A 22,109-nucleotide genomic window follows, 5' to 3' on the forward strand; every position below is an offset into this window, starting at 1 on the left:
GGACATGATCGGACGCCGCAGGCCCATACGCAGGACGCGGAAAGAGCCCGCGAAGGACACACGAAGGCACGCGAAGGCACGCGAAGGGCCCGGCACCAGGGTGCCGGGCCCTTCGTTCACAGGCGGCTCAGTGCACCAGCTCCGGCTCCCGCACCGGCGCCTCGGCCCCCTCCACGTGCTGGGCCGGCCGCTTCGGCAGGGCGGACATCAGCAGGAAGATGGCGCCCATGATCCCCGCGACCCACCACAGCGCGTACTGGAAGGCGTGCACGAAGGCCGGGCCGACCTGGGCCCGGGTCAGACCGTCGCGGATCTCGCCGTAGAACACCACCGACACGAGGCCCAGTCCGAGCGCGTTGCCCATCTGCTGCACCGTGTTGATCAGTCCGGACGCGGAACCGGCGTGCTCACGCGGCACCTCCGAGAGCACCGCGTCGGTCAGCGGGGCGACGATCAGGCCCATGCCGACGCCCATCACCACCAGCGGGAGTGCCATCTGCCAGGAGGCGATGGACTGGCCGTAGCGGTGCGCCTCCCACAGATAGACCAGCACGCCGACGCCCATGATCAGCGCGCCCGCCTGCAGCACCTTCCGGCCGAACCGCGGGACCAGCTTCTGCACCGACAACCCGGCCGCCGTCGACACCGCGAGGGAGAACGGCACCCCGGTCAGCCCGGCCCGCAACGGGCGCCAGCCCAGGCCGATCTGCATGTACAGCGTCCAGACCAGGAAGAAGATGCCGAGCGCGATCCCGAAGACGGTCTGTACGGCGATACCGGCGGCGAAGCTCTTCACCTTGAACAGCGACAGCTCGATCAGCGGGGAACCGTCCCGGGCCGCCTTGCGCCGCTCGAACACCACCAGCGCCGCGAACACCCCGAGGGCGCCGGCCATCGAGACGTACCCCCACAGCGGCCAGCCCAGCTCCCGCCCGCGGGTGAGCGGGTAGAGCAGCATCAGCAGGCCCAGGGAGACCAGCGCGACGCCGACGAGGTCCAGCTTCATCGCCTTCGGCGCCTTGGACTCGGTGATGAAGCGACGGCCCAGCAGCCAGGCCAGGACACCGACCGGCAGGTTGATGAGGAAGATGGGCCGCCACTCCAGGCCGAAGAGGTTCCACTCCGTCAGGAGCGCGCCGAGCAGCGGTCCGGACACCGCGCCCAGGCCGACGACCGCGCCGAACATGCCGAACACCTTGCCGCGTTCGTGGGCCGGGAAGGTGGCGTGCACGATCGACAGCACCTGCGGGACCATCATCGCCGCCATGCCGCCCTGCAGGACGCGCGAGGCGACCAGCATCTCCGGGTTCACGGCGAAGCCGCACAGGGCGGAGGCCAGGGTGAAGCCGCCGATGCCGAGGAGGAACAGCCGCCGGCGCCCGTGGATGTCACCCAGGCGGCCACCGGTGATCAGGCCGGCGGCGAAGGCGAGGGCGTAGCCCGCGGTTATCCACTGGATCTGGCTGACGGACGCGCCGGCGTCCCGCTGGATCGACGGGATGGCGATGTTGACGATCGTGACGTCGACGAGGTCCATGAAGGCGGCCGTCATGACGATCGCCAGGGCGAACCAGCGGCGCCGGTCGCCCGGAGCCCCGTGGGTGCTGAGGGTCTGTTCCGTGGAGGTCATGCGTTCACGTTAGGACCGCATTAGGTCAGATCATGTCCTACTGGTACGGCATGCTCGTCCTCATGACGACGGACACACCGGCCCGGCTGCTGCAGCTCCTGTCCCTCCTCCAGACGCCCCGTGAGTGGCCCGGCGGCGAGCTGGCCGACCGGTTGAACGTGTCCCGGCGCACCGTGCGGCGGGACATCGACCGGCTGCGCGAGCTGGGCTATCCCGTGCAGGCCACGAAGGGCTCCGACGGCGGGTACCGGCTGGTCGCGGGCAAGGCGATGCCGCCGCTGGTGCTGGACGACGAGGAGGCGGTCGCCATCGCGGTGGGGCTGCGGGCCGGGGCCGGGCACGCCCTGGAGGGCGTGGACGAGGCGTCGGTACGGGCCCTGGCGAAGCTGGAGCAGGTGCTGCCGGCCCGGCTGCGCCACAGGGTGTCCACACTGCAGGCCGCGACCACGCCGCTGACCAGCGGGGACGGGCCGAGCATCGCGCCCGAGACGCTGACCGTGATGGCCTCCACGGTGGCCGGGCAGGAGCGGCTGCGGTTCGCCTACCGCGACAAGGACGGCGGCGAGTCCCGCCGGCTGACCGAGCCGCACCGGCTGGTGTCGACGGGGCGGCGGTGGTACCTGGTCGCCTACGACCTCGACCGCGCGGACTGGCGCACCTTCCGGGTGGACCGGGTGAGCGAGCCGTTCGCGACCGGCGTCCGGTTCGCGCCCCGGGAGCTGCCGACCGGGAGCGCCGCCGAATATCTGCGGCAGTCCATCCAACGGCGGCAGGAGACGTACGAGTTCGTGGTGCGGTTCGCCGCACCGGCGGAACGCGTCACCCCCGGGGTGCCGGCCTGGCTGGGGGTGCCGGAGGACGACGGCGAGGGCGGCTGCGTCCTCCGGGGCACCACCGGGGACCCGGTGGAGTGGCTGGCGGTGCGGCTGGCGATGCTGGGCCACGAGTTCACCGTGCGGGCACCACGCGAACTCGTGGAATGCGCCCGGGAGTTGGGGGGCCGCCTGGCACGGGCGACGTCCCCTTGACCCGGCAACGGCCTCTCTGACCGACACGGTGCGCCAGCACCGTCCGGCCACATCGGGCCACCTCTCCTACGCCGGTGAAGCCCGGCTACCTCCGGCTGCCCCAGCCGAAGTCCCGCAACGCCTCCAGGTTGCGCAGCGCGAGGGCCGCGGGACCGTCCGGGCCGGTGGGCGGGGCCGCCGTACCGGCCCAGGCCTCCACGGCCACGCGCACGGCGGCACCGGCCACGGCGGCGGCGAAGCGGAGATCGGGGGTGATGCCCGGGCCGGCCCCGGCCCCACGGGCCGCGAGGATCTCGGCCAGGGCCACCTCCGACGTCTGGCACACCTCCGCCCAGACCTTGCGCAGGGCGGGGCTGGCGTCGGCCAGGCGGATCAGGGTGCGCACCCACTCCCAGGACATCGCCGAGACACCGGCGCCGGGGGTGAGGGTCTGGTGCACGGCGTGGTGCAGGGCCTCGGGGACGGTGAGCCGGCCCGGGGCGGTGCGGACCGCCTCCGTCCAGCGCTGGGCGCCCGCCGCGTACAGCGGGGCGACCGCCTCCTCCTTCGTGGCGAAATACCGGTAGAACGTGCGCGGTGCGATGCCCGCCGCCTGGGCGATGTCCTCGGCGCGGGTCGCCCGCAGGCCCCGGCGGACGAACAGGGCGGCCGCCGCCCTGGCGATCTCCATCCGGGTTTCGGCCTTCCGGCGTTCGGTGAGGGACAGCGGCGGCGCGGAGGCGGAAAACGGCTGGTCGGGCGGGCTGGGGGTGGTGCTCATCTGGGCAGGCTATGCCCGTGTGGCAGAATCTGCCATCCGGCGGTTCACCCCGGGGTTCAGGTACGGGGTGGACCGCCGTTCCAGCGGAGTGTCCCTGACGGCACCGCCGTTCCAGCGGAGTGTCCCTGACGGCATGGCGCCCTTGATCGGCACGGACACGCACACGGCGAAGAGCCGGGCCCCGACGCCCAGGGGGGATGGGCGCCGAAGCCCGGCTTGGGGAAAGTCCCGGCGCCGGGGGGGGATTGCGTCGGGACGTGGCTCGTGCGTGGCCAGCCTGCTGTGCGATGCGGTGTGCGCGACGTGCGGTGCGTGCGGTGGGGGAGTGCGGTCCTGGGCTCCAACTCCTCGGGCCTGCAAGGGTTTTTCCCTCGGGCGTCGGCGTTGAAGCGACAGGACCACGCCATGTTTGCGCCGTCTTTCGCCACGGGCGTGCGCGGCCCACAGGGACCGCACGCCCGCTGCGCCTCCCGGCTGTGCTCCCGTTACGCCGCCGCGTCGAAGCCGGTGTCGCGGGCCAGCTTCTTCAACTCCAGCAGGGCGTGCTTCTCGATCTGGCGGATGCGCTCACGGGTCAGGCCGTGCTCCTTGCCCACCTCGGTCAGGGTGCGCTCGCGGCCGTCGTCGATGCCGTACCGCATCTTGATGATGGAGGCCGTGCGCTGGTCCAGGCGGCCGATCAGGTCGTCCAGTTCCTCGCTGCGCAGCAGGGTCAGCACGGACTGCTCCGGGGAGACCGCCGAGGTGTCCTCCAGCAGGTCGCCGAACTGGGTCTCGCCCTCGTCGTCCACCGACATGTTCAGCGAGACCGGGTCACGGGACCAGTCGAGGACGTCCGTGACGCGCTCCGGTGTCGCGTCCAGCTCCGCGGCGATCTCCGCGGGCTCCGGGTCGCGGCCGTGCTCGCGGTTGAACTCGCGCTGCACGCGGCGGATGCGGCCCAGCTCCTCCACCAGATGGACGGGGAGCCGGATGGTGCGGGACTGGTCGGCGATGGAGCGGGTGATCGCCTGGCGGATCCACCAGGTGGCGTACGTCGAGAACTTGAAGCCCTTGCGGTAGTCGAACTTCTCGACCGCGCGCACCAGGCCGGCGTTGCCCTCCTGGATCAGGTCCAGCAGGGGCAGGCCGCTGCGCGGATAACGCCGGGCGACCGCGACGACCAGGCGGAGGTTGGAGCGGATGAAGACGTCCTTGGCCCGCTCACCGGCATCGACCAGGGCTTCGAGCTCCTCCCGGGTGGCGTCCGTGTGGGACTCCTCCTCGCCGTCGAGGACCTGCCGCGCGAAGACACCCGCCTCGATGGTCTGGGACAGCTCGACCTCTTTGGCGGCGTCGAGCAGCGGTGTGCGCGCGATCTCGTCCAGGTACATGCCGACCAGGTCGCGGTCCGCGATCTCGCCGCCATGAGCGCGAACACTGCTTGCCGAGTCGGCCGTCTCGCCGGTGGCGGACTTACGACGGGCGACGGCACGGGTTGCCATGCGTGCTCCCTTGCGATGGTGGGCTGGCGGGTGGTCCAACGAACGCTCGGCACGGGCGGGGACTGTCACTGGGACTCTCTCCGAGTGCCCTGCATCCGTGGGAAACAACGACTGGAATCCGGACAGAATTCCCAACCCTGCCCCCAATTTTTCTGATCATGCAGTACCCTGTCCGCCACACGGGGAGGCGACATGCCGACGGAACGTGCAGAGGTGCAGGTCAGGCCGGGGATCGAGGACGATCTCGACGCCCTCACGGAGATCTACAACCACTACGTACGTGAGACGGCGATCACATTCGATACCGCGATCTTCACTGCGGAAGAGCGCCGCCCTTGGCTGCTCTCCCACCCGGAAGACGGCCCGCACCGCCTGATGGTTGCCACGCGAGCGCGGTCACAGGAGATTCTGGGATACGCGACATCCAGCCCCTTCCGGCCGAGGCCCGCGTACGTCACGTCGGTGGAGACCTCGGTGTACGTCGCCCCGGACGCGGGCCGGCACGGGGTCGGCAGCCTGCTCTACGACGCCCTCTTCACGGCGCTGGCCGAGGAGGACGTGCACCGCGCCTACGCCGGGATCGCCCAGCCCAACGAGGCCTCGGTGCGGCTGCACGCCCGCTTCGGCTTCCGGCACCTCGGCACGTACGGCGAGGTCGGCCGCAAGTTCGGCCGCTACTGGGACGTGGCCTGGTACGAGAAGCCGCTGTAGACCGGCCCGCCGCCCCGGCTCACCCGAACTGCACCGACCGCTTCGCCATGCCCATCCAGAACCCGTCGATCACCGACTTCTGCGCGGCCGGCGACCCGTCCGCCTCCGCCGCGCCCATGGTGACGAAGAGAGGGGCGAAGTGCTCGGTGCGCGGGTGGGCGTAACGGCCGGCCGGGGCCTTGTCCAGGAAGTCCAGCAGGGCGTCCCAGTCCCGGGCCTCCAGGGCCCGCCGCCCCCAGTCGTCGAACTCGGACGACCAGCTGGGCACGCCGCCGCCGGTGTGCCGGAGTGCGGCGAGGTTGTGGGTGAAGAAGCCGGAGCCGACGATCAGCACGCCCTCGTCGCGCAGCGGCGCGAGCCTGCGGCCGATGTCCATCAGGCGCACCGGGTCGAGGGTGGGCATGGAGATCTGCAGGACGGGGATGTCGGCGTCCGGGTACATCTCGACCAGCGGGACGTAGGCGCCGTGGTCGAGACCCCGGTCGGGGATGTCCTGGACCGGCATGCCGGGGGCGCGCAGCAGCTTGCGGACGGATTCGGCGAGCGCGGGTGCGCCGGGGGCCTCGTACCGGACCCGGTAGTAGTGCTCGGGGAATCCCCAGAAGTCGTAGACCAGGGGGACGGTCTCCACGGCGCCCAGCGCGAGGGGGGCCTCCTCCCAGTGGGCGGAGACCATGAGGATCGCCTTGGGGCGGGGCAGGCCGGCGGACCAGGCGGCGAGCTGTCCCGGCCAGACCGGGTCGTCGGCGAGCGGCGGGGCGCCGTGGCTGAGGTACAGGGCGGGCATGCGCTCCGGGGTGCTGGTGGACATGGCGGCGGCTCCCAAGGACGGCATTGCTTTAACTCTCAAGCTCTACCGGACAACGGTACGCCCGACTTGTTCAAGTTTCAAGGAGATGCCTCGTACAGTGGACCCCATGAACACGGCCCCGGACTCCGCCGCACAGCACCGCTGGCTCACCGACGAGGAACAGCGCGTCTGGCGTGCCTACCTGCACGCCACCACCCTGCTGGAGGACCACCTCGACCGGCAGCTGCAGCGCGACGCGGGCATGCCGCACGTGTACTACGGCCTTCTGGTGACCCTCGCCGAGGCGCCGCGCCGCCGGCTGCGGATGACCGAGCTGGCGATGAGGGCGAAGATCACCCGTTCCCGGCTCTCGCACGCCATCGCACGGCTGGAGAAGAACGGCTGGGTGCGCCGCGAGGACTGCCCCTCCGACAAGCGCGGCCAGTTCGCGGTCCTCACCGACGAGGGCACCGAGGTGCTGAAGCACACCGCGCCCGGCCATGTGACCGCCGTACGCCAGGCCCTGTTCGACCGGCTCAGCCCGGAGCAGCAGAAGGCCCTCGGCGAGATCATGGAGATCGTCGCCGAGGGCCTTCAGCCGGACGAAGCGGGTGCGGACCTGCCCTGGCTCCGCTAGGGGATCACCGTCAGTGGGCCACCACCGGCACCGGGAGCTCGTCCTCGACGCCCTCGCCGGAGGACACGGGGGTGCTGCCCGGCCGGCCGGTGTTGACGAAGGTGACGGCGATCAGGGCGGCGAGCCCCAGGATGCCGACGGCGAACCAGATCGCCGAGGTGTAGCCGTGCACCATGCCCTGCAGCCCGACCAGCTGCTGCTGCGGCTTGGTGGCCGCACCGGCGATGTGGTCCTTGATGTACGACGTCTTCGCGGACGCGGCGATGGTGTTCAGCAGGGCGGTGCCGATCGCGCCGCCCACCTGCTGCGAGGTGTTGACCATGGCGGAGGCGACACCGGCGTCCCGGGGCTCCACACCCTGGGTCGCCAGGGACATCGCCGGCATGAACGCCGTACCCATGCCGAGGCCGAGCAGCAGCATCGCGGGCAGCAGCAGCATGCCGTACGAGGAGTCGATCTCCAGCTGGGTCAGCAGCAGCATGCCGAGACCGGCGACCAGGAAGCCCGGGCCCATCAGCAGGCGCGGCGCGACCCGGGTCATCAGACGGGTGCCGATCTGGGTGGAGCCCGTGATCATGCCCGCGATCATCGGCAGGAAGGCGAAGCCGGTCTTGACCGGCGAGTAGCCCTTCACGATCTGCAGGTAGTAGGTCAGGAAGAGGAACAGGCCGAACATGCCGATGATGGCCAGGCCCAGCGAGAGGTAGATGCCACCGCGGTTGCGGTTGCTGACCACGCGCAGCGGCAGCAGCGGCGCCTTCACCCGCGACTCCACGGCCACGAACGCCAGCAGCAGCACCGCGGACGCGACGAACATGGTCACGGTCAGCGCGTCGCCCCAGCCGTCGGACTCGGCGCGCGTGAAGCCGTAGACCAGCGCGACCAGGCCCAGGGTGGACAGGACCACGCCGGGGATGTCGAGCGGGGCGCTGTTGCGGCCGCCCTCGGGCTCACGGATGACGAAGTAGGCGCCGGCCGCGGCGACGACGGCGAACGGGACGTTCACGAAGAAGGTCCAGCGCCAGTCGAGGTACTCGGTGAGGAAGCCGCCGAGGATCAGGCCGACGGCACCGCCACCGCCGGCGATGGCGCCGTAGATGCCGAACGCCTTGGCGCGCTCCTTGGCGTCCGTGAACATCACGGCCAGCAGGGACAGCGCGGCCGGGGCGAGCAGGGCACCGAAGACACCCTGGAGGGCGCGGGCGCCGAACATCATCGTGCCGCTGGTGGCGGCACCGCCGAGCGCGGAGGCGAGGGCGAAGCCGGCCAGGCCGGTGACGAAGGCGCGCTTGCGGCCCCACTTGTCGGCGATACGGCCGCCGAAGAGCAGCAGACCGCCGAAGGCGAGGGCGTAGGCCGTGACGACCCACTGCCGGTTGCCGTCGGATATGCCGAGGTCCTTCTGGGCGGACGGCAGGGCGATGTTCACGATGGTGGCGTCGAGGACGACCATCAGCTGGGCGAGCGCGATGAAGACGAGCGCTTTCCAGCGGTTGGCGTCACCGCTGGGGGCGGCGACGCGCGGAGCCTTGAGGGCTGTTTCGGACATGGAGGTACCCACTTCGGGACTGCGTGACGGACTTCGTGACGGACTTCGTGACGGACTTCGTGACGGAAAAGGCGGAGTAGAGCGAAAAAACGGGAGGAGTGAGGGCGCGGCTCGTCGCCGTGACGGCCGCGAGGGCAGGCGTACGGATGAGGGACTGGGCCCGGGTACCGGACTCATCGGTCGGGACAGCCGGATCGGTCGGTCGGGACTGCCGGGTCGATCGGTCGGGACTACCGGGTCGATCGGTCGGGAGCTGGTCGGTCGGAGCTGACGGATCAGGGCTGATGGATCAGAGCTGATGGATCAGGAGCAGCGCAGCTCCTCCAGGGTCACGGCCGTACCCGGCAGGGCGGAGCGGGCGGGCGCCCGCAGGCCGTCCAGGAACAGCTGCAGGTGACGGTGGACGAAGCGGTCGCCGTGGAGGCAGTCCGTGCCGGCCGGGGGCCGGCTCAACTGGGCCACGACGATCAGCAGATCCCCGACACTCACGTCGGGCCGGAGCTGTCCGGCCGCCTGCGCCCGGCCCATGACCTCCTCGACGAGCCGTTCGACGCGCTCGCGGGAGGCCTCCAGGTCGGGGTGGTGCTGGTCGAAGGTGCTGGAGATCATCGGGCACAGCGCGCTGATCCGCTCGTCGGCGGACGTGTGCACGAAGCGCTCCAGCGCGGCGAAGGCGTCCCCGGTCTCCGCGAGTGCCGCCTCGGCCGCCTCGGCCGTCCGGTCCATCACGGAGCAGACGACCTCGCGGACGAGGGCTTCGCGGTCGGGGAAGTTGCGGTACACCGTCGCGTTGCCGACACCGGCCCGGCGGGCGATCTCGTCGAGCGGCACGTCCGGGCCGTGCTCGACGAACATCTCCCGGGCGGCGGTGACGATCCGCTCCCGGTTGCGCAGGGCGTCGGCGCGAGGCCGGGACACCTTGCGCGGTGCGGGGGAGGTCGCGGTCGGCACGGCGTACTCCTCGGAACGTGGGGGGCGATCCGGGGAAGCAGTCCCCGTTTCGCTCGGACACAGGGCTAAACGGGGAAACGCTCCCCGGTTATTTCCCGCCCCCGCCCTGAAAGCGTGTGACCTGAGACACACTCATCTCCGGCCGGGTTTCACCCCCGTGCGGACCGGCTTTCCCACGATCGGTCTCCTCCAGCGAGCGCCCTCCACCCACCCGACACAGGGTGATCGCAAGGGTGCAGCCGGCGACCGGCGGCTGCCGTGGAGCGAGAGGTCCGTGCATGGAGCAGCAGCCGCAGCCGCCCCGCCGCATACGCCTCCCCCTCATAGGCCGTCTCGCCCTCATAGGCCGTCTCGCCCTCATAGGCCGTCTCGCCCTGATAGGCCGCGGCCACGCCCTCCCCCTCGCAGGTCACCCCGCCGCCCGCCACCGGCCACTTCCCGCCCGCCACCGGCCACTTCCCGCGCACCGCTCCCGCGCACGCCGCCGCATACGCCCGCGCCGCGCGGCCGCCCTCGCCGTGGTGACGGCGCTGACCCTCACGGTCAGCACCGCGGCCGGGACCGCCCGTCTGACGGCGCCCACCACCGCCGGCCCCATAGGTCTGGCCCGCTCCGCCGCCTTCTCCCCGTGCATGATCCACGGAAGCCACGACGTACAGATGACCGAGGGCGTCCCCACCCCGCACGGCTACTCCCGCTCCACCGGCACGGTCCACGCCCTGACCCTGATGGTCGATTTCTCGGACGCGACCGGGCCGGGCAACGCGATGGACCGCTTCCACGAGTTCTTCCCGCAGACCCAGGAGTGGTTCCGCACCGCGTCGTACGGCCGCCTGGACTACCAGCCGGAGACCCCCATCACCCACTGGCTGCGCATGCCGAAACCGTTCAAGGCGTACGGCATAGAGCGCGGCGCGCCCTTCGACCCCGGGTACCGGCAGCTGGTGCAGGACATCGTGGCCGCGGCCGACCCGAGCGTGGACTTCCGCTCGTACGACCTGCTGAACGTGCTGATCACCCCGAACGCCGGCCCCTCCGCCCTGGACACCGTCCTGTCCGTGACCTTCGCCGGCAACGGTGACGCCCCGGTCGCCGACGGGGTGCCCGTCTCCAACGCGTCCTTCGTCTACTCCCGCCAGGACGACGGCTCCGGTTCGTACGACCACACCGGGTACCGGGTGCTGCCGCACGAGAACGGCCACACCTTCGGCCTGCCCGACCTCTACACCCAGGAGGGCGGGAGCGCAGTCGGGCACTGGGACATCATGAGCGAGGACTGGGGCGCCGGCAACGACATGCTCGGCTGGCACAAGTGGAAGCTGGGCTGGCTGGACGGCTCCCAGGTGGGCTGCGCCGCGACGCGCGGCAAGGCCGAGTACCGGCTGTCACCGCTGTACAAAGAGGACGGCGGCAAGCTGATCATCGTACCGATCGACGGTCGGAGTGCCTACGCCATGGAGGTACGGGCCCAGGGCGGCAACGACGAGGCGGTGTGCCGGCCGGGCCTGCTGATCTACCGGATCGACGCCACGGTCGACACCGGACGCGGTCCGGTCAAGGTCTTCGACAGCCACCGCAACAGCGGCGGCTGCACCCGAAGCCCCAACGTCCAGGCCGAACTCTCCGACGCCCCTTTCACCCCCGGCGAGTCCTTCAAGGACCCCGCCCACCACATCACCGTCGACGTGGTGGACGTCGACTCGGACGGGAACTACCGGGTGCGGGTGACGCGGGGATAGCGGAGCTGGGCCGGGGCGGCCGGGGTTTACGGTAGGCGTGCCCGTATGCCGTACCGGGCCCGTACGCCGTACCGGAGAGACGATGCCCGCGAGGACCGCAGTGGATACCGACGCCGACGCCGAGCCGGGAACGCCGGCGGAGGCGGGGATGCCCACCGGAGCCGGGACACCTTCCGCGACCGGGGCGCACGTCGCCAGCGGGCCGCACGCCGAAACTGGAACGCACGCCGAATGCGGGCCACACGTCGAAAGCGGGCCGCACGACGAAAGCGGGCCGCACTCCGAAAGGGGGACGCCGGCGGAGGCGGTCGGGCCGCTGATCCGTGGCGTCGGGCTGCTCCGGCACCTCACCGAGGCGGGCGGCACGCTGAGCCCGGGCGCGCTGGAGCGGGCCACGGGTCTCGCCCGCTCCACGGTCGACCGGATCACCGCGACCCTGGCCCGCATGGGGTACGTCCGCCTCGACGGCCGGGACGTCGTCCTCGCCCCGGGCGTGATGCGGCTGGGCAACGCCTACCTGGCCGCCCTGCGCCTGCCCGCACTGCTCGACGCGCGGGCCGACGCCCTCGCCGACGAGCTGGACGAGTCGGTGTCGCTCGCGGTCGCCGACCTCGACGGCATCCGCTTCATCCACCAGGCCACCCGTCGCCGCGCGATGTCCGTGAGCTTCCGCATCGGCGACCTGCTCCCCGCCGAACGCACCGCCCCGGGACCGCTGTTCGCGACGGAGTGGGCGGAACAGGACTGGGCCCGCTGGCACTCCCGCCGCACCACGGACCCACAGGCCGCTTCCTTCCCCGCCGTCCCCGCGCACCCGGCACCGGCCGACGACTTCCCGGACCGCGTGGAGCGGGCGCGGCGGGAGGGCTGGGCCGTGGACGACCAGCTGATCGAACCGGGGCTGGTCGCGGTGTCCGTACCGGTACGGGACCCGGAGACGGGCCGGGTGGCGTGCGTGGCGAGCGTGGTCAGCCACACCAGCCGCCACTCGGCGGACAGCCTGCGCACCGGCCTCCTCCCCCGGCTGCGTACGGCGGTCGCGGCGATGGAGGCCGACCTGCGCACCGCGCCCGCGCCGGAGCCCGGCCCGCCGCCTTCCGGCCTGGCCGCCTGGACCACGGCGTCCAAGCACGAGCTGGGCCGGGACTTCGTGGAGTCCCTGGCCCGGGGCCTGACCGTGCTGACCGCGTTCGGCGCGGGCCGCCCGGCACTGACGCTGACGGAGGTGTCCCGGGCCACCGGCCTGTCCCGGGCCACGGCCCGCCGGGCCCTGCTCACCCACGCCCACCTGGGCCTGGTGACCGCCCGCCCCGACCACACCTTCACCCTCACCCCGCGCGTCCTGGACCTGGGCTTCCCACCCCTGTCCCGCACGACACTGCCCCGCCTCGCCGACCCCCACCTCCGCGCCCTGGCGGACCGACTGCACGAGCCGACGGCACTGGCGGTACTGACGGCCGACGGCACGGAGATCCAGTACACGGCGGGGGCCGGCGCGAGCCGGGTCCTGACCGTCCACATCACGGTGGGCACCCGCCTGCCCGCGGCGACGACGTCACTGGGCCGCGTCCTCCTGGCCGGCACCGAGGTCCGCGCACAGGGATACGCCCTGGTGGACGAGGAACTGGAATCAGGCCTGCGCTCCATCGCCGTACCGGTACGGGACCGCACCGGCCGCACGATCGCCGCGCTGAACGTCGCCACCCACGCGGCCCGCCGCACCCTGGACGCGTGCGTACGGGACCTACTCCCGGAGCTGCGCGCAACCGCCGACCACCTCGAAACGGACCTGCACACCGCGTCCCGCTTCACCCCCGTCCCACCGTCCTGAACACACCACCCACAGTGATCCGCCACCCGCTACACTGTCGGCGGTGGCACCGCCACCACAGCACCACTGCCTTCGTAGCTCAGGGGATAGAGCACCGCTCTCCTAAAGCGTGAGACTCACCTTTGATCAATCTCCATCGCAGCTCTCTGACCTGCGTCAACGCATTCAACAGCCCCCTGGAAACGGTCTTCCAGGGGGCTGTTTCGTTGCGGTGGGGACAGGGTGGGGACGCGCCGTCAGAGAGTGCTGTGCTTCGGCTGGAGTCGTCGGTCAAGGCGATCTTCGACAGCCGGTATTTCGGTGGATGACGCCCCGTGGATCCGCCACGCTACGAACATGACTGTCATCTACCTGGTGCAGCACGCGGAGAAGAAGCGTGAGCCTGGTGATCCGGACCTGACTGAGCTGGGGCGACGACAGGCCGCCAAGACGGCCGAGTGGGTACGGCAGGTTGGTGTGCGGGCGCTGTTCACCAGCCCCTTGCGGCGCGCTCGCGAGACCGCGCAGATGATTGCCTCACGGACCGGACTGCAGGTTGAAGAGGACGCCCGCCTGCGCGAGCGGATGAACTGGGATGAGTCCCAGCGCATCGAAGAGTTCCAGGCGGACTGGGCAGCTTCGGTGAGGGACCGAGATTTTGTCCCTTCTTCTGGTGGCTCCTCCCGCGCTACCGCCGAGCGGATGCGGGCCTGTCTGGCCGACCTGGCCCAAGAAACGGGCCCGATTGCCGTCGTGACACACGGCGGCGCCACGGTGGACCTGTTGCGCACCTTGATCGGCGACCAAGCGGTGCCGATCGAACTCATGGAACAGGGCGTTCCCTCGTGCGCGATTACCACGCTGGATCACCTGTCCGTGATGGAGATCGCTTCGGTATCGCATCTGGAGTAGGTGTCGCCGTTTGCGTCCGCCGAGTGGTGCAGCGATCCGGGCCGTGACTGTCCGGATGGTCTGATCGGCCAGCGCGGTCGAGCGCGCCGCTCAAGAGCAAGTCCCCGAAGGCCGGCGCCTTCGGGGACTTCCTAGTTCAGGCTGCCGCCTCGTTGGCGGTTCCGCCGTGAACGAGGGTGAGTTGGGGCGTTGCCTGGGGTGTGTTCGCGGGTGTCGGTTCCGTCTCGTTGTCTCCGTCGGGGTCGGTGGGCTTCTCGGGTGCGTTCTGCCGGGGAACGAGGCTGACGGGCGCGTTGGCGGCTTCCTGCTCGAACTGCGGCATGAGGGAGGTGTAGGTGTCGGCGGTGAGCGAGTAGGAGGCGTGGCCGAGGAGGGCTTGGATGGCCTTCATGGACAGGCCGGCCGCGAGGCTGAGGGAGGCGGCGCAGTGGCGTAGGTCGTGGAGGCGGATGGGTGGCAGGTCCAGGCGTTTGATGAAGCGTTCGAAGGCTTGGGAGACGTTATCTGGGTGCCAGGGGCTTCCGTCGGCCTGGGTGAAGACGCAGCCGCTGTTCACGTAGGGGCCGTACGTGTCGGGTTCGGCGCGGTGTTTGGCTTCCCATTCTTCGCGTTGGGCTTTCTGCACGTCGCGCCAGGCGGTGAGGAGGGCGAAGGTGGCGTGGTCGAAGGTGACGGAGCGTCTGCTGGCGCGGCTCTTGGGGGTGTCTTCCCAGACTTCGTAGGCGGAGTTGGTGACGAGGGTTTCGACGATGTTGGCGGTGCCCTTGGTCATGTCGACTTCGGTCCAGGGCAGCCCTGTTGCTTCGCCGCGGCGGGGTGCGCGGAAGACCATGAGGTGCCACATGATGTACAGGGGGTGTGCGACGGCGGCGTCGAGGAACTCGCCGGTCTGCTGCGGGGTCCACACCATGACGGGGCCGGGCTTTTCGCCGGTTTCGCGCCAGCGGGCTACGCGCTCGTCGGTCCATACGAGCGGGTCGGGCTTGTCGTACTTGGGGATCGTGACGAGCTTGGCCCAGTTCTCGGTGATGAGCTTTTCGGCGACTGCGTCGTCCAAGGCCTTGGAGAGGGTGTTGAGGAACTTCAGCTGCCTGCCGGGGCCTGTGTCCTGGCGGGGCTTTGTGCGTGCTTCCTTGAGTGCCTCGCGGGCCTGGTGCCAGGCCTGTCGGAGTTCGGGCGGCTTGGGCTTGGGGGCGGTCTTCCAGGTCTTGTAGGCGATGTCACAGATCGTCTTGGCCTGCTGGGCGGCGATGCGGTTGGCACGCTTGACCTCGTTGAAGTCCCATATCTCTTGGAAGACTTCTTGGATCTGGCGGTCGCGGAGCTCGCGCATGCGCAGGTGGCCGAGGGTGGGGATGAAGACGCCGGTGAGGATGGTCTCGTAGTCGTCGCGGGTGCTGCGCTTGAGGTCGACGCGCTTCTTGAGCCAGCGGTGCAGGTACTCGCTGACGGTCTCCTTGGATTCGACGTCGACGCCGCCCTGGGCCTCGTCCCAGATCTTTTGTGCTGCTTCCTCGGCTTTCTTCTGTGTGAGGAAGCCGCCCTTGCGGGGGCGTCGGCGTTCGCCGCGGGGGCCGTCGGGGAGCTTGACGTAGTAGTACCAGGAGCCGTGGTCGCGTTTCTTGAGGAGGGGGCAGTCGGATCCGAGCTGGCGCAGCTTGGGCTGTCCGTTGCTGCCGGGCACGGGCTGTCCGGATGCGTCGAGTACGGGCTCCTTGCAGGCGCATCGCTTGTAGGTGCTGCCTTTGAACACGCGGTTCCCCCCAAGAATGTGCTGGGTTGTTCCTTACGTGTCCTGATCTTGCTGTAGCGAAGGTGACGCTTCCTTGGGCGCCGTATGCTTCCTGCCAGGTGGCGCGGGGAAGAGGGATGTGACCACCTTTGTCCTCATCTGCGATGACCGTGCAGCGCACTCGTTCCGAGGGGCGTCGCGGCGGGATGTCGGTCGAGGAAGTGAGGTCCCTGCCGGCTGCGGTGAGTGTGGTGACGGCGGCTCGCGCGTTGGGGATCGGTTCGGACAAGGCGTACGAGTTGATCAGGGACGGCGCGTTCCCGGCACAGACGATTCCGCTGGGTCAGACGCAGAAGGTGTCGACGGCGAGCTTGTGGAAGGCGTTGGGGATCACTTTGGATGTGTAGCCACCTATGTGGCCCGGGCGTTGCGTCGTTTGCACACGTCCGGGCCTCTCTTCTGCCTCGCTCCAGCGTGGATGTAATTACTGAAGATGCAGATCACCCCCTACAGGTTGCTATGAACTGCGCCACATACGCCAGCAGGTGATGTCCCCTGGCCTGCAAATATCGCGTTAAGACTGACCGGTTCCATGGGAACTTACGCACACATGACCCTCGACCCAGATATACATTGGCCTATGTCAGGTCTAAGGGACTCCTAACGCGTCGTCGGCACGAGGGGTCGCAGGTGCGAATTGTTGATCGGAGTCAGCTGCGTGGGACGGTTGTCGGGCTACGTGCGCGCAGGGGTGGTGCATCCGCAGGAGGCGCCGTTGCTGCGGGAGGCCGTCACGCTGCTGTTCGGTGGCGATTCGGAAGCCGAGGCGACGCGGTGGCTGACGAGCAAGGGCATGCTGACTCCGCGCGGCAACGAGTTCCGCCGCGAAGTTCTGCACCGGCTGCTGGTCAATCCGCGGCTCGCGGGTCTAGATGAGAACGGCGAGCCGATCGAGGGCTGGGACGAGCGGGTTCTGGAGCCGGACGTCTACATGCGTCTGCAGGCTCTGTTCGTGGAGCGCAGCGAGAAGCGTGGCATGCCGCGTGACGCCCACGAGTACCTGGTCACCGGCGGGTGCGCGGTGTGCGACGAGTGCACGCAGGGCATGATCGGCAGCCGCGCCCACGCTGAGGCCCCGCCGTCCTATAAGTGCGACGGCTGCGGGAGAACACGCATCAACGCCGAGAAGCTCGAAGACTTCGTAGCCGAGCACGTTCTGGCTGAACTGCTGAAGCCGGGGGCGCGTGAGCGGCTTGAGCAGTTGCAGCGTGACATCGAGGCGGAGATCGCCCGCTTGAAGGAGCACATTGCGGGCGCCGACGAGCGGTTCGCCGGCATCGGCGACCTGTACGGGCGCGGGCTGATGGTGAAGGCCGCGTTCGTCGCCGCGCAAAAGGCCAGCAAGGAAGACCTGCGGACGTCCAAGGTGCGTTTGAAGTACCTGGAGCAGATGACAGACCTGCCCATCGGTGACGTGCACGACCTGGTCGCCTGGTGGCGTACGGCCCCGTTCGCCTCGAAGCGGGCTCTGGTACTGCTGGAGATCGAGCACGTGCGGGTTGGACGCGCGGAGGGCAGCCAGGCCCCGGAGAAGCGGGTCCTGCTCGACTGGCGGCAGCCCGTCAGCTGAACCAATATCGCGACCTCGTTGGTGACCGGGGCGGGGCCAGCCGCACCCCGGTCGGTGATCGCGAACGCCCCCCAGTCGCTACATGCCAGGGATGGCGGAGGGCATGGCCTGCTGAGCGAGGTCTCCGGGTGCAACGATCATGAGCCGGATGTTGTCGCGCAGCCTCTCCAGGGCCACGAACTCGACCTCGGTCTCCTCGTGCTGGTGCGGCAGGTAGACGCGGCGGCGGTCGCCGTCGGGATGGGTGACGGTGGTGACGTCGTCGTCGAGGATTCGGCGGGCGACCGGATCGGCCTGCCTGATGTGGTCGCAGACCTGGCTGAGGCGTGCGTCGTCCGGGTTCGCTTTGTGCGCGAGGCGCAGTTGTGAGGCCATGGGCTTGGCCCAGGTCTCCTCCCAGTCGATGAGCTGCAGGCGCGCCTCGGGGAAGGTGAGCGCCCAGATCATGACGTTGATGCCGTGCAGCATCCACGGGTAGTCGCGGGCCGCGGCCTGGTTGAAGACGCGTACGTCCCAGCTGTGGGTGTAGGTGTACGCGGGATATATCTGGCTGTGGACGATGGCCGCACCTACGGGGTCGATGGAGCTGGCGTCTGAGTGCGGGAGTGGTGGCGGTTCGCAGCCGTTGGCCTCCAGCCACAGGTGGGCGCGTTGCGCGCTGTCCAGGCCGAGGACGCGCACGATCCTCTCCAGGAACTCGTCGCCGACGTGATCGAGGACGCCGCGCTCCAGCTTTCCGTACCAACCCTCGGTCACTCCCGTCAGTTCGGCCACGTCCCGTTGGGTGAGGCCTGTGCGGCGGCGCGCACCGTAGCGGGCGGTGAATCCAGGCACGGCGTGCGGGTCGCGTGATTCGCGCCAGGACTTGAGCATGCGGGTGATCGGAGGCAGGTTCCGCGACATGAAGGTGTAGAGCTCCCCTGAAGTAAAGAACAGGAAAAGTATTAGGAAACCCTAACGCAGCTTATACATGTGTCCGACTTGAGGGGCCTGCCGGATAAGACGGGCATGTTCAGTACCATTCCGGACATTCCGACACCTCGGGCGGGCGATAACCCGTACCCCCAGTGCCGGTTCTGCGGATACCGGCACGCCTAGAACCGGCCTAACGGGATGGAATCCGGGCAATGTGTGGCACCGCCGCCGGGGCCACCTCCTCGACGGCCCTCTCGCCTCCGATCTCCGCCCCACCGGGCGACGAGCCGCGGGCGGACATTGCATCGACGACGATCCCAGAGGTGTCAGGCATGAGCGTCTTCATCACCGGCGGCAACCGAGGCATCGGCTACGCCATAGCCACCGAGCTTGCCGAGGCCGGCCACAACGTGACCGTCACCTACCGCTCCGGCGAGCCCCCCGCCCATTCCTACCTGCCGGGCCAGGAGCACACCGGGGGTCGCTTCCTTGCCGTGCGATGTGACGTGACCGACCCTGAGCAGGTCGACCTGGCGTTCAAGCAGGCCGAGGCCGAGCACGGCCCGGTCACCTCCCTCATCTCCAATGCGGGGATCACCCGTGACGGGCTGCTCGCCCGCATGAGCGAGGACGACTTCACCGCAGTCCTCGATGCGAACCTGACCGCCGCCTACCGGGTCGCCAAGCGCGCTCTGCCGAGCATGCTGCGCGCCAAGGGCGGCCGGATGGTGTTCATTTCGTCGGCGACTGCGATGCACGGGGAGGCCGGGCAGACCAACTACGCCGCCTCCAAGGCCGGGCTGATCGGACTGGCCCGGTCCATCGCCCGCGAGTACGGCTCGCGCAGCATCACCGCGAACGTCGTCGCGCCGGGGCTGACCGCCACGGACATGGCCGCCGCCCTGCCGGATGACCGCATCAAGGCACTGCTTGGGCAGGTCCCGCTCGGCCGCCTCGGGCAGCCCGAGGAGATCGCGCGCACCGTGCGGTTCCTCATCGACGAGGGCTCCTACATCACCGGCGCGGTGATCCCGGTCGACGGCGGCGCGGGAATGGGGCACTAACAGGTGGCCGTATCGAGGCAGCCCGCTAGGGGCTGCGGGGGAAGACGGAGGCAAGGCCGTAAGGCGGGACGGCGGCACTGCGCACAAGCTCGGAAAGGGGCAGCCGGTCTACGCACTGCCGGGACAAGGGGGCCGGCGTGATCGACGTCGACCGCATTCTGGCGCTGGCAGCGCAGCCCGCCCGGACAGGATCGAGCCGCGGCCGCGATGCGGACCGCATGGCCGCGCTGGCCGGACTCGCAGGCAGGCGTAAGGCGCTGGCCAAGCCTGTGGCGTGGTCGGCGGCCCTGTGCGCCGAGCATGCCGGGTGGACAGGACTCAAGGCGCCGGGCGGCGAGCGGACGGCGGCGCGGGTATGCAGGGCGTGCCCGATCCGCAAGGAGTGCTTCGCCGTTCCCGTCTCGGGGGCGCCGCCGCAGGTGCGGGGCTGGCGCGAGCAGGTGGACGAGCAGTCTTAGATGACGCTGATGGGCGTCGGGATTCCCCCGGCGCCCATCAGCGTTTCCGCATGTCAGAGCCCATTTACGAACGTGGTCGAGGTCACGTTGGCGCGGCATGCCGGGAGTGGACACCTCCTATATGCATAGTAGAATTAACTCAAGAGATGAGGGAGAAAGAAACCTCACAAGCACCACTTGGAGCCCGAAATGCAGCGCGTCCTCAAGATGAGCCAGGTCCACCGCAACCCGCGCCAGCCGCGCGAGTACTTCAGCGAGGACGCGCTGAACGAACTGGCCAGCTCGATCGACAAGTACGGCCTCATGCAGGCCATCGAGGTCCGCCCCGACAACGAGCAGGGCGGCTACGAGATCGTCTCCGGCGAGCGCCGCTTCCGCGCCCACCAGATCCTCGGCCGCACCAAGATCCGCGCCAACATCATCTCCGAGAAGAGCGAACTCCAGCGGTTCAAGCGGTCCATGTCGGAGAACGTGACCCGCGAGGACATGACGCCGTTCGAGGAAGCGCACGGCTACCAGCGGATCCTCGACGAGGAGGAGGGCGCGACCATCGAGTCCGTGGCCGCCGACTTCGCGAAGACCACCACCTACGTGAAGCTGCGCCTGGCCCTGCTCGACCTGCGCATAGAGGTCCAGGAGCTCGTACAGGACGGGAAGATCGGCACGCAGGCAGCCGTGCAGATCGCCGCCCTCAACCTCGCCAACCAGGGCTCCGTCCTCAGCAAGTTCGTGCGCGGCGAGTTCGCCTCGGACAACGAGATCGTGCACTTCGCCTACGCGATGAAGCAACAGCAGGACCAGGCCGTCCTCATGGTCGTCGAGGAGATGACCGAGGAGCAGCGCACCGAGCGCGCCGCCACGCAGAAGAAGACCCGCAGCACGCTCGACAAGATCGAGCAGGTACGGGCGCTGCTCGACGAGATCGGCAAGACCGATCCGCTGAAGCTCGCCGAGACTCTTGAGACGCAGGTCGGGGCACGCCTGGAGCAGCTCGACCGGGTCGCCGAGTCGCTGACCAAGGCCCGCTTCCAGCTCAAGCAGGCCAAGGCGCACGCCGAGGCCCGCCAGCTCGTCACGGTCAACCCGGAGGCCGAGGCCGACCACACCGACGAGTCGGACGCCGCCGACGAGCGGGAGCCGGTCGCGGCCTGACCGGCTCAGCTCCGGGGCTGCGGGCAACCGCGTCCGCACCCCGGCCGGCGCAGCCACAACTCCGCGCCGCCTCTTTCCCGAAACCCCGCTACAGCACAGGAGCACGTTCGTCATGCGCTACAGCGCGCCCCTCACCCCCGCCCAGGCCGAGCAGCTCGGTAAGGACGTCGGCATGATCGTCGCCTTCGCCGCGAAGGCCCTCAACCACATGCACGGCACGAACATCGACCGCCTCATGAAGACCTTCACCTCGTCCAACGCTCTGGAGGTCACCGCGGCTCGCTACTTGAAGGCCCTCGAGGACGGCCACACGCCAGGCGAGGCGGCAGGCCGGGCCGGGACCGCACTCGTACGGGACTGGGCGGACGCCGTCCTCGCAGCATCCGGGAACGCCCAGCCTCACAAGGAGAGCAAGTGACCACTGGCAGGGACTGGACCGTCATGGGCCGCGCCGACTTCGACGTAGCGGCCCCCAACGGGCTTCCCGTACCGGCGGGCCCCGCTCGGATCGCTGCCGTACCTGACCGGTTCGGCACCGCCGCCCTCTTCGGCGACACCGTCCCTGATCCCGGCCCGCGTCGGTCCGGCCGCGAGCAGCCGGGCGACGTCGACGGTCAAGAGGAACTGTTCTGACACCCGCACCCCTGCAAGGAGTAAGTCTGTGAGCACGAACACCGAGACGCTGCTCGGCGATGTCCGAAGCGCCCTGCACCGCCGTCACATAAGGTCCTACTCGCCGGACAAGGGCCGCCCGGGCTGGCGCGCCCAACCCACGCTGCTGGACGACATTCCAGCCGTGATCCTGACCTGGCACGGCGCGAAAGACCCCCACGCCCATACGCCCGTGCACAGCACCATCACCGCGATCGCAGGCTGGCTCCTCCATCTCGAACGCCACCTGGAGCAGGAGTTCATCGTGGGACGGCTCTATGCGGAACACCCCGGCAGTAGGGCCGACCGCACGCTCGTCGCCCTCCTCGCCTTCCGCTCCGGCAAGGCCAGGACCGCACCAGGCGAGCAGCTCACTTCCTGACCTCAACTCCCCGTCACAGTAAGAGCCTTCATGCCGATCTACCTGCCTGAGCCAGCACCGACACGACCCGCCGACGGCAAGGGCTTCAACCGTCTCAGCCTGAACGCCCACATCTCGGCGGGCG

The 22,109-nt window shown here is 69.7% G+C and carries 22 protein-coding genes; 14 read left to right on the forward strand and 8 right to left on the reverse strand.

Annotation, left to right across the window (positions count from 1 at the left end; genetic code table 11):
* Nucleotides 1-127: 127 nt before the first annotated feature.
* Nucleotides 128-1,630: an MFS transporter gene (locus tag AB0N17_RS10820; RefSeq protein ID WP_366010843.1), complete on the reverse strand. Its 1,503-nt coding sequence runs from the start codon at nucleotides 1,628-1,630 to the stop codon at nucleotides 128-130.
* A 62-nt stretch (nucleotides 1,631-1,692) separates the two neighbouring features.
* Between AB0N17_RS10820 and AB0N17_RS10825 the strand changes: the two genes are divergently transcribed.
* Entirely contained in the window at nucleotides 1,693-2,658 is a 966-nt protein-coding gene (locus AB0N17_RS10825) for a YafY family protein (RefSeq protein WP_366010873.1), read from the forward strand.
* Between the two features lie 85 nt (nucleotides 2,659-2,743).
* On the opposite strand, the gene AB0N17_RS10830 is transcribed toward AB0N17_RS10825, so the two are convergent.
* Nucleotides 2,744-3,418 (reverse strand): TetR family transcriptional regulator, encoded by a 675-nt coding sequence (locus tag AB0N17_RS10830; RefSeq protein WP_366010844.1) that lies wholly within the window; start codon nucleotides 3,416-3,418, stop codon nucleotides 2,744-2,746.
* Between the two features lie 485 nt (nucleotides 3,419-3,903).
* Complete coding sequence (locus tag AB0N17_RS10835) at nucleotides 3,904-4,902, reverse strand: sigma-70 family RNA polymerase sigma factor (protein WP_366010845.1); 999 nt, start codon at nucleotides 4,900-4,902, stop codon at nucleotides 3,904-3,906.
* Nucleotides 4,903-5,094: 192 nt separating this feature from the next.
* Here AB0N17_RS10835 and AB0N17_RS10840 point away from each other — a divergent pair, with 192 nt between their 5' ends.
* Nucleotides 5,095-5,613 (forward strand): N-acetyltransferase family protein, encoded by a 519-nt coding sequence (locus AB0N17_RS10840; protein WP_366010846.1) that lies wholly within the window; start codon nucleotides 5,095-5,097, stop codon nucleotides 5,611-5,613.
* Nucleotides 5,614-5,632: 19 nt separating this feature from the next.
* On the opposite strand, the gene AB0N17_RS10845 is transcribed toward AB0N17_RS10840, so the two are convergent.
* Nucleotides 5,633-6,424: a class III extradiol ring-cleavage dioxygenase gene (locus AB0N17_RS10845; protein ID WP_366010847.1), complete on the reverse strand. Its 792-nt coding sequence runs from the start codon at nucleotides 6,422-6,424 to the stop codon at nucleotides 5,633-5,635.
* A 106-nt stretch (nucleotides 6,425-6,530) separates the two neighbouring features.
* On the opposite strand from AB0N17_RS10845, the gene AB0N17_RS10850 reads away from it, so the two are divergent.
* The gene (locus tag AB0N17_RS10850) at nucleotides 6,531-7,040 is read left to right on the forward strand and encodes a MarR family transcriptional regulator (protein WP_366010848.1); all 510 of its coding nucleotides are present in this window, start codon (nucleotides 6,531-6,533) and stop codon (nucleotides 7,038-7,040) included.
* Between the two features lie 10 nt (nucleotides 7,041-7,050).
* On the opposite strand, the gene AB0N17_RS10855 is transcribed toward AB0N17_RS10850, so the two are convergent.
* Entirely contained in the window at nucleotides 7,051-8,589 is a 1,539-nt protein-coding gene (locus AB0N17_RS10855; RefSeq protein WP_366010849.1) for an MFS transporter, read from the reverse strand.
* A gap of 303 nt (nucleotides 8,590-8,892) precedes the next feature.
* A complete protein-coding gene (locus AB0N17_RS10860; RefSeq protein ID WP_366010850.1) occupies nucleotides 8,893-9,540 on the reverse strand; it encodes a helix-turn-helix domain-containing protein in 648 nt (215 codons plus the stop codon).
* A gap of 278 nt (nucleotides 9,541-9,818) precedes the next feature.
* On the opposite strand from AB0N17_RS10860, the gene AB0N17_RS10865 reads away from it, so the two are divergent.
* From AB0N17_RS10865 to AB0N17_RS10875, 3 genes are all read left to right on the forward strand, one after another.
* Nucleotides 9,819-11,279 (forward strand): M6 family metalloprotease domain-containing protein, encoded by a 1,461-nt coding sequence (locus AB0N17_RS10865; protein WP_366010851.1) that lies wholly within the window; start codon nucleotides 9,819-9,821, stop codon nucleotides 11,277-11,279.
* A 100-nt stretch (nucleotides 11,280-11,379) separates the two neighbouring features.
* Nucleotides 11,380-13,110, forward strand: a complete 1,731-nt coding sequence (locus AB0N17_RS10870) for an IclR family transcriptional regulator C-terminal domain-containing protein (RefSeq protein WP_366010852.1) — start codon at nucleotides 11,380-11,382, stop codon at nucleotides 13,108-13,110.
* Between the two features lie 336 nt (nucleotides 13,111-13,446).
* The gene (locus AB0N17_RS10875) at nucleotides 13,447-14,001 is read left to right on the forward strand and encodes a histidine phosphatase family protein (RefSeq protein WP_366010853.1); all 555 of its coding nucleotides are present in this window, start codon (nucleotides 13,447-13,449) and stop codon (nucleotides 13,999-14,001) included.
* A gap of 136 nt (nucleotides 14,002-14,137) precedes the next feature.
* Here AB0N17_RS10875 and AB0N17_RS10880 read toward each other — a convergent pair whose 3' ends face one another.
* Entirely contained in the window at nucleotides 14,138-15,754 is a 1,617-nt protein-coding gene (locus AB0N17_RS10880; RefSeq protein WP_366010854.1) for a tyrosine-type recombinase/integrase, read from the reverse strand.
* A gap of 143 nt (nucleotides 15,755-15,897) precedes the next feature.
* Here AB0N17_RS10880 and AB0N17_RS10885 point away from each other — a divergent pair, with 143 nt between their 5' ends.
* Together AB0N17_RS10885 and AB0N17_RS10890 are read left to right on the forward strand one after the other, a co-directional pair.
* Complete coding sequence (locus AB0N17_RS10885) at nucleotides 15,898-16,140, forward strand: DNA-binding protein (RefSeq protein ID WP_289921348.1); 243 nt, start codon at nucleotides 15,898-15,900, stop codon at nucleotides 16,138-16,140.
* A 311-nt stretch (nucleotides 16,141-16,451) separates the two neighbouring features.
* Entirely contained in the window at nucleotides 16,452-17,363 is a 912-nt protein-coding gene (locus AB0N17_RS10890) for a recombinase family protein (protein WP_366010855.1), read from the forward strand.
* 78 nt (nucleotides 17,364-17,441) lie between these two features.
* Here the strand turns inward: AB0N17_RS10890 and AB0N17_RS10895 are convergent, their stop codons facing one another.
* The gene (locus AB0N17_RS10895) at nucleotides 17,442-18,266 is read right to left on the reverse strand and encodes a helix-turn-helix domain-containing protein (protein WP_366010856.1); all 825 of its coding nucleotides are present in this window, start codon (nucleotides 18,264-18,266) and stop codon (nucleotides 17,442-17,444) included.
* Between the two features lie 344 nt (nucleotides 18,267-18,610).
* Here AB0N17_RS10895 and fabG point away from each other — a divergent pair, with 344 nt between their 5' ends.
* From fabG to AB0N17_RS10925, 6 genes are all read left to right on the forward strand, one after another.
* Complete coding sequence (gene fabG, locus AB0N17_RS10900; RefSeq protein ID WP_366010857.1) at nucleotides 18,611-19,342, forward strand: 3-oxoacyl-ACP reductase FabG; 732 nt, start codon at nucleotides 18,611-18,613, stop codon at nucleotides 19,340-19,342.
* Nucleotides 19,343-19,479: 137 nt separating this feature from the next.
* Entirely contained in the window at nucleotides 19,480-19,800 is a 321-nt protein-coding gene (locus tag AB0N17_RS10905; RefSeq protein WP_366010858.1) for a hypothetical protein, read from the forward strand.
* A 189-nt stretch (nucleotides 19,801-19,989) separates the two neighbouring features.
* Nucleotides 19,990-20,952 (forward strand): ParB/RepB/Spo0J family partition protein, encoded by a 963-nt coding sequence (locus AB0N17_RS10910; protein WP_366010859.1) that lies wholly within the window; start codon nucleotides 19,990-19,992, stop codon nucleotides 20,950-20,952.
* 112 nt (nucleotides 20,953-21,064) lie between these two features.
* The gene (locus tag AB0N17_RS10915; protein WP_366010860.1) at nucleotides 21,065-21,370 is read left to right on the forward strand and encodes a hypothetical protein; all 306 of its coding nucleotides are present in this window, start codon (nucleotides 21,065-21,067) and stop codon (nucleotides 21,368-21,370) included.
* On the forward strand, nucleotides 21,367-21,585 hold the full coding sequence (locus AB0N17_RS10920) for a hypothetical protein (protein WP_366010861.1): 219 nt from the start codon (nucleotides 21,367-21,369) through the stop codon (nucleotides 21,583-21,585). Before AB0N17_RS10915 ends, AB0N17_RS10920 begins: the two co-directional genes overlap by 4 nt.
* 28 nt (nucleotides 21,586-21,613) lie before the next feature.
* Nucleotides 21,614-21,985 (forward strand): hypothetical protein, encoded by a 372-nt coding sequence (locus tag AB0N17_RS10925; RefSeq protein ID WP_366010862.1) that lies wholly within the window; start codon nucleotides 21,614-21,616, stop codon nucleotides 21,983-21,985.
* Nucleotides 21,986-22,109 lie beyond the last annotated feature (124 nt).

It is taken from the genome of Streptomyces sp. NPDC051133 (genome assembly GCF_040682635.1).
Taxonomy (GTDB): Bacteria; Actinomycetota; Actinomycetes; order Streptomycetales; family Streptomycetaceae; genus Streptomyces.

What these genes read in the sequence shown, in the direction of transcription:
- AB0N17_RS10865 (WP_366010851.1), top strand. Translation starts at nt 9,819, where the DNA reads ATGGAGCAGCAGCCGCAGCCGCCCCGCCGCATACGCCTCCCCCTCATA.
- AB0N17_RS10915 (WP_366010860.1), top strand. Translation starts at nt 21,065, where the DNA reads ATGCGCTACAGCGCGCCCCTCACCCCCGCCCAGGCCGAGCAGCTCGGT.
- AB0N17_RS10840 (WP_366010846.1), top strand. Translation starts at nt 5,095, where the DNA reads ATGCCGACGGAACGTGCAGAGGTGCAGGTCAGGCCGGGGATCGAGGAC.
- AB0N17_RS10855 (WP_366010849.1), bottom strand. Translation starts at nt 8,589, where the DNA reads ATGTCCGAAACAGCCCTCAAGGCTCCGCGCGTCGCCGCCCCCAGCGGT.
- AB0N17_RS10825 (WP_366010873.1), top strand. Translation starts at nt 1,693, where the DNA reads ATGACGACGGACACACCGGCCCGGCTGCTGCAGCTCCTGTCCCTCCTC.
- fabG (WP_366010857.1), top strand. Translation starts at nt 18,611, where the DNA reads ATGAGCGTCTTCATCACCGGCGGCAACCGAGGCATCGGCTACGCCATA.
- AB0N17_RS10820 (WP_366010843.1), bottom strand. Translation starts at nt 1,630, where the DNA reads ATGACCTCCACGGAACAGACCCTCAGCACCCACGGGGCTCCGGGCGAC.
- AB0N17_RS10835 (WP_366010845.1), bottom strand. Translation starts at nt 4,902, where the DNA reads ATGGCAACCCGTGCCGTCGCCCGTCGTAAGTCCGCCACCGGCGAGACG.
- AB0N17_RS10885 (WP_289921348.1), top strand. Translation starts at nt 15,898, where the DNA reads ATGACCGTGCAGCGCACTCGTTCCGAGGGGCGTCGCGGCGGGATGTCG.
- AB0N17_RS10850 (WP_366010848.1), top strand. Translation starts at nt 6,531, where the DNA reads ATGAACACGGCCCCGGACTCCGCCGCACAGCACCGCTGGCTCACCGAC.
- AB0N17_RS10830 (WP_366010844.1), bottom strand. Translation starts at nt 3,418, where the DNA reads ATGAGCACCACCCCCAGCCCGCCCGACCAGCCGTTTTCCGCCTCCGCG.
- AB0N17_RS10845 (WP_366010847.1), bottom strand. Translation starts at nt 6,424, where the DNA reads ATGTCCACCAGCACCCCGGAGCGCATGCCCGCCCTGTACCTCAGCCAC.
- AB0N17_RS10910 (WP_366010859.1), top strand. Translation starts at nt 19,990, where the DNA reads ATGCAGCGCGTCCTCAAGATGAGCCAGGTCCACCGCAACCCGCGCCAG.
- AB0N17_RS10875 (WP_366010853.1), top strand. Translation starts at nt 13,447, where the DNA reads ATGACTGTCATCTACCTGGTGCAGCACGCGGAGAAGAAGCGTGAGCCT.
- AB0N17_RS10895 (WP_366010856.1), bottom strand. Translation starts at nt 18,266, where the DNA reads ATGTCGCGGAACCTGCCTCCGATCACCCGCATGCTCAAGTCCTGGCGC.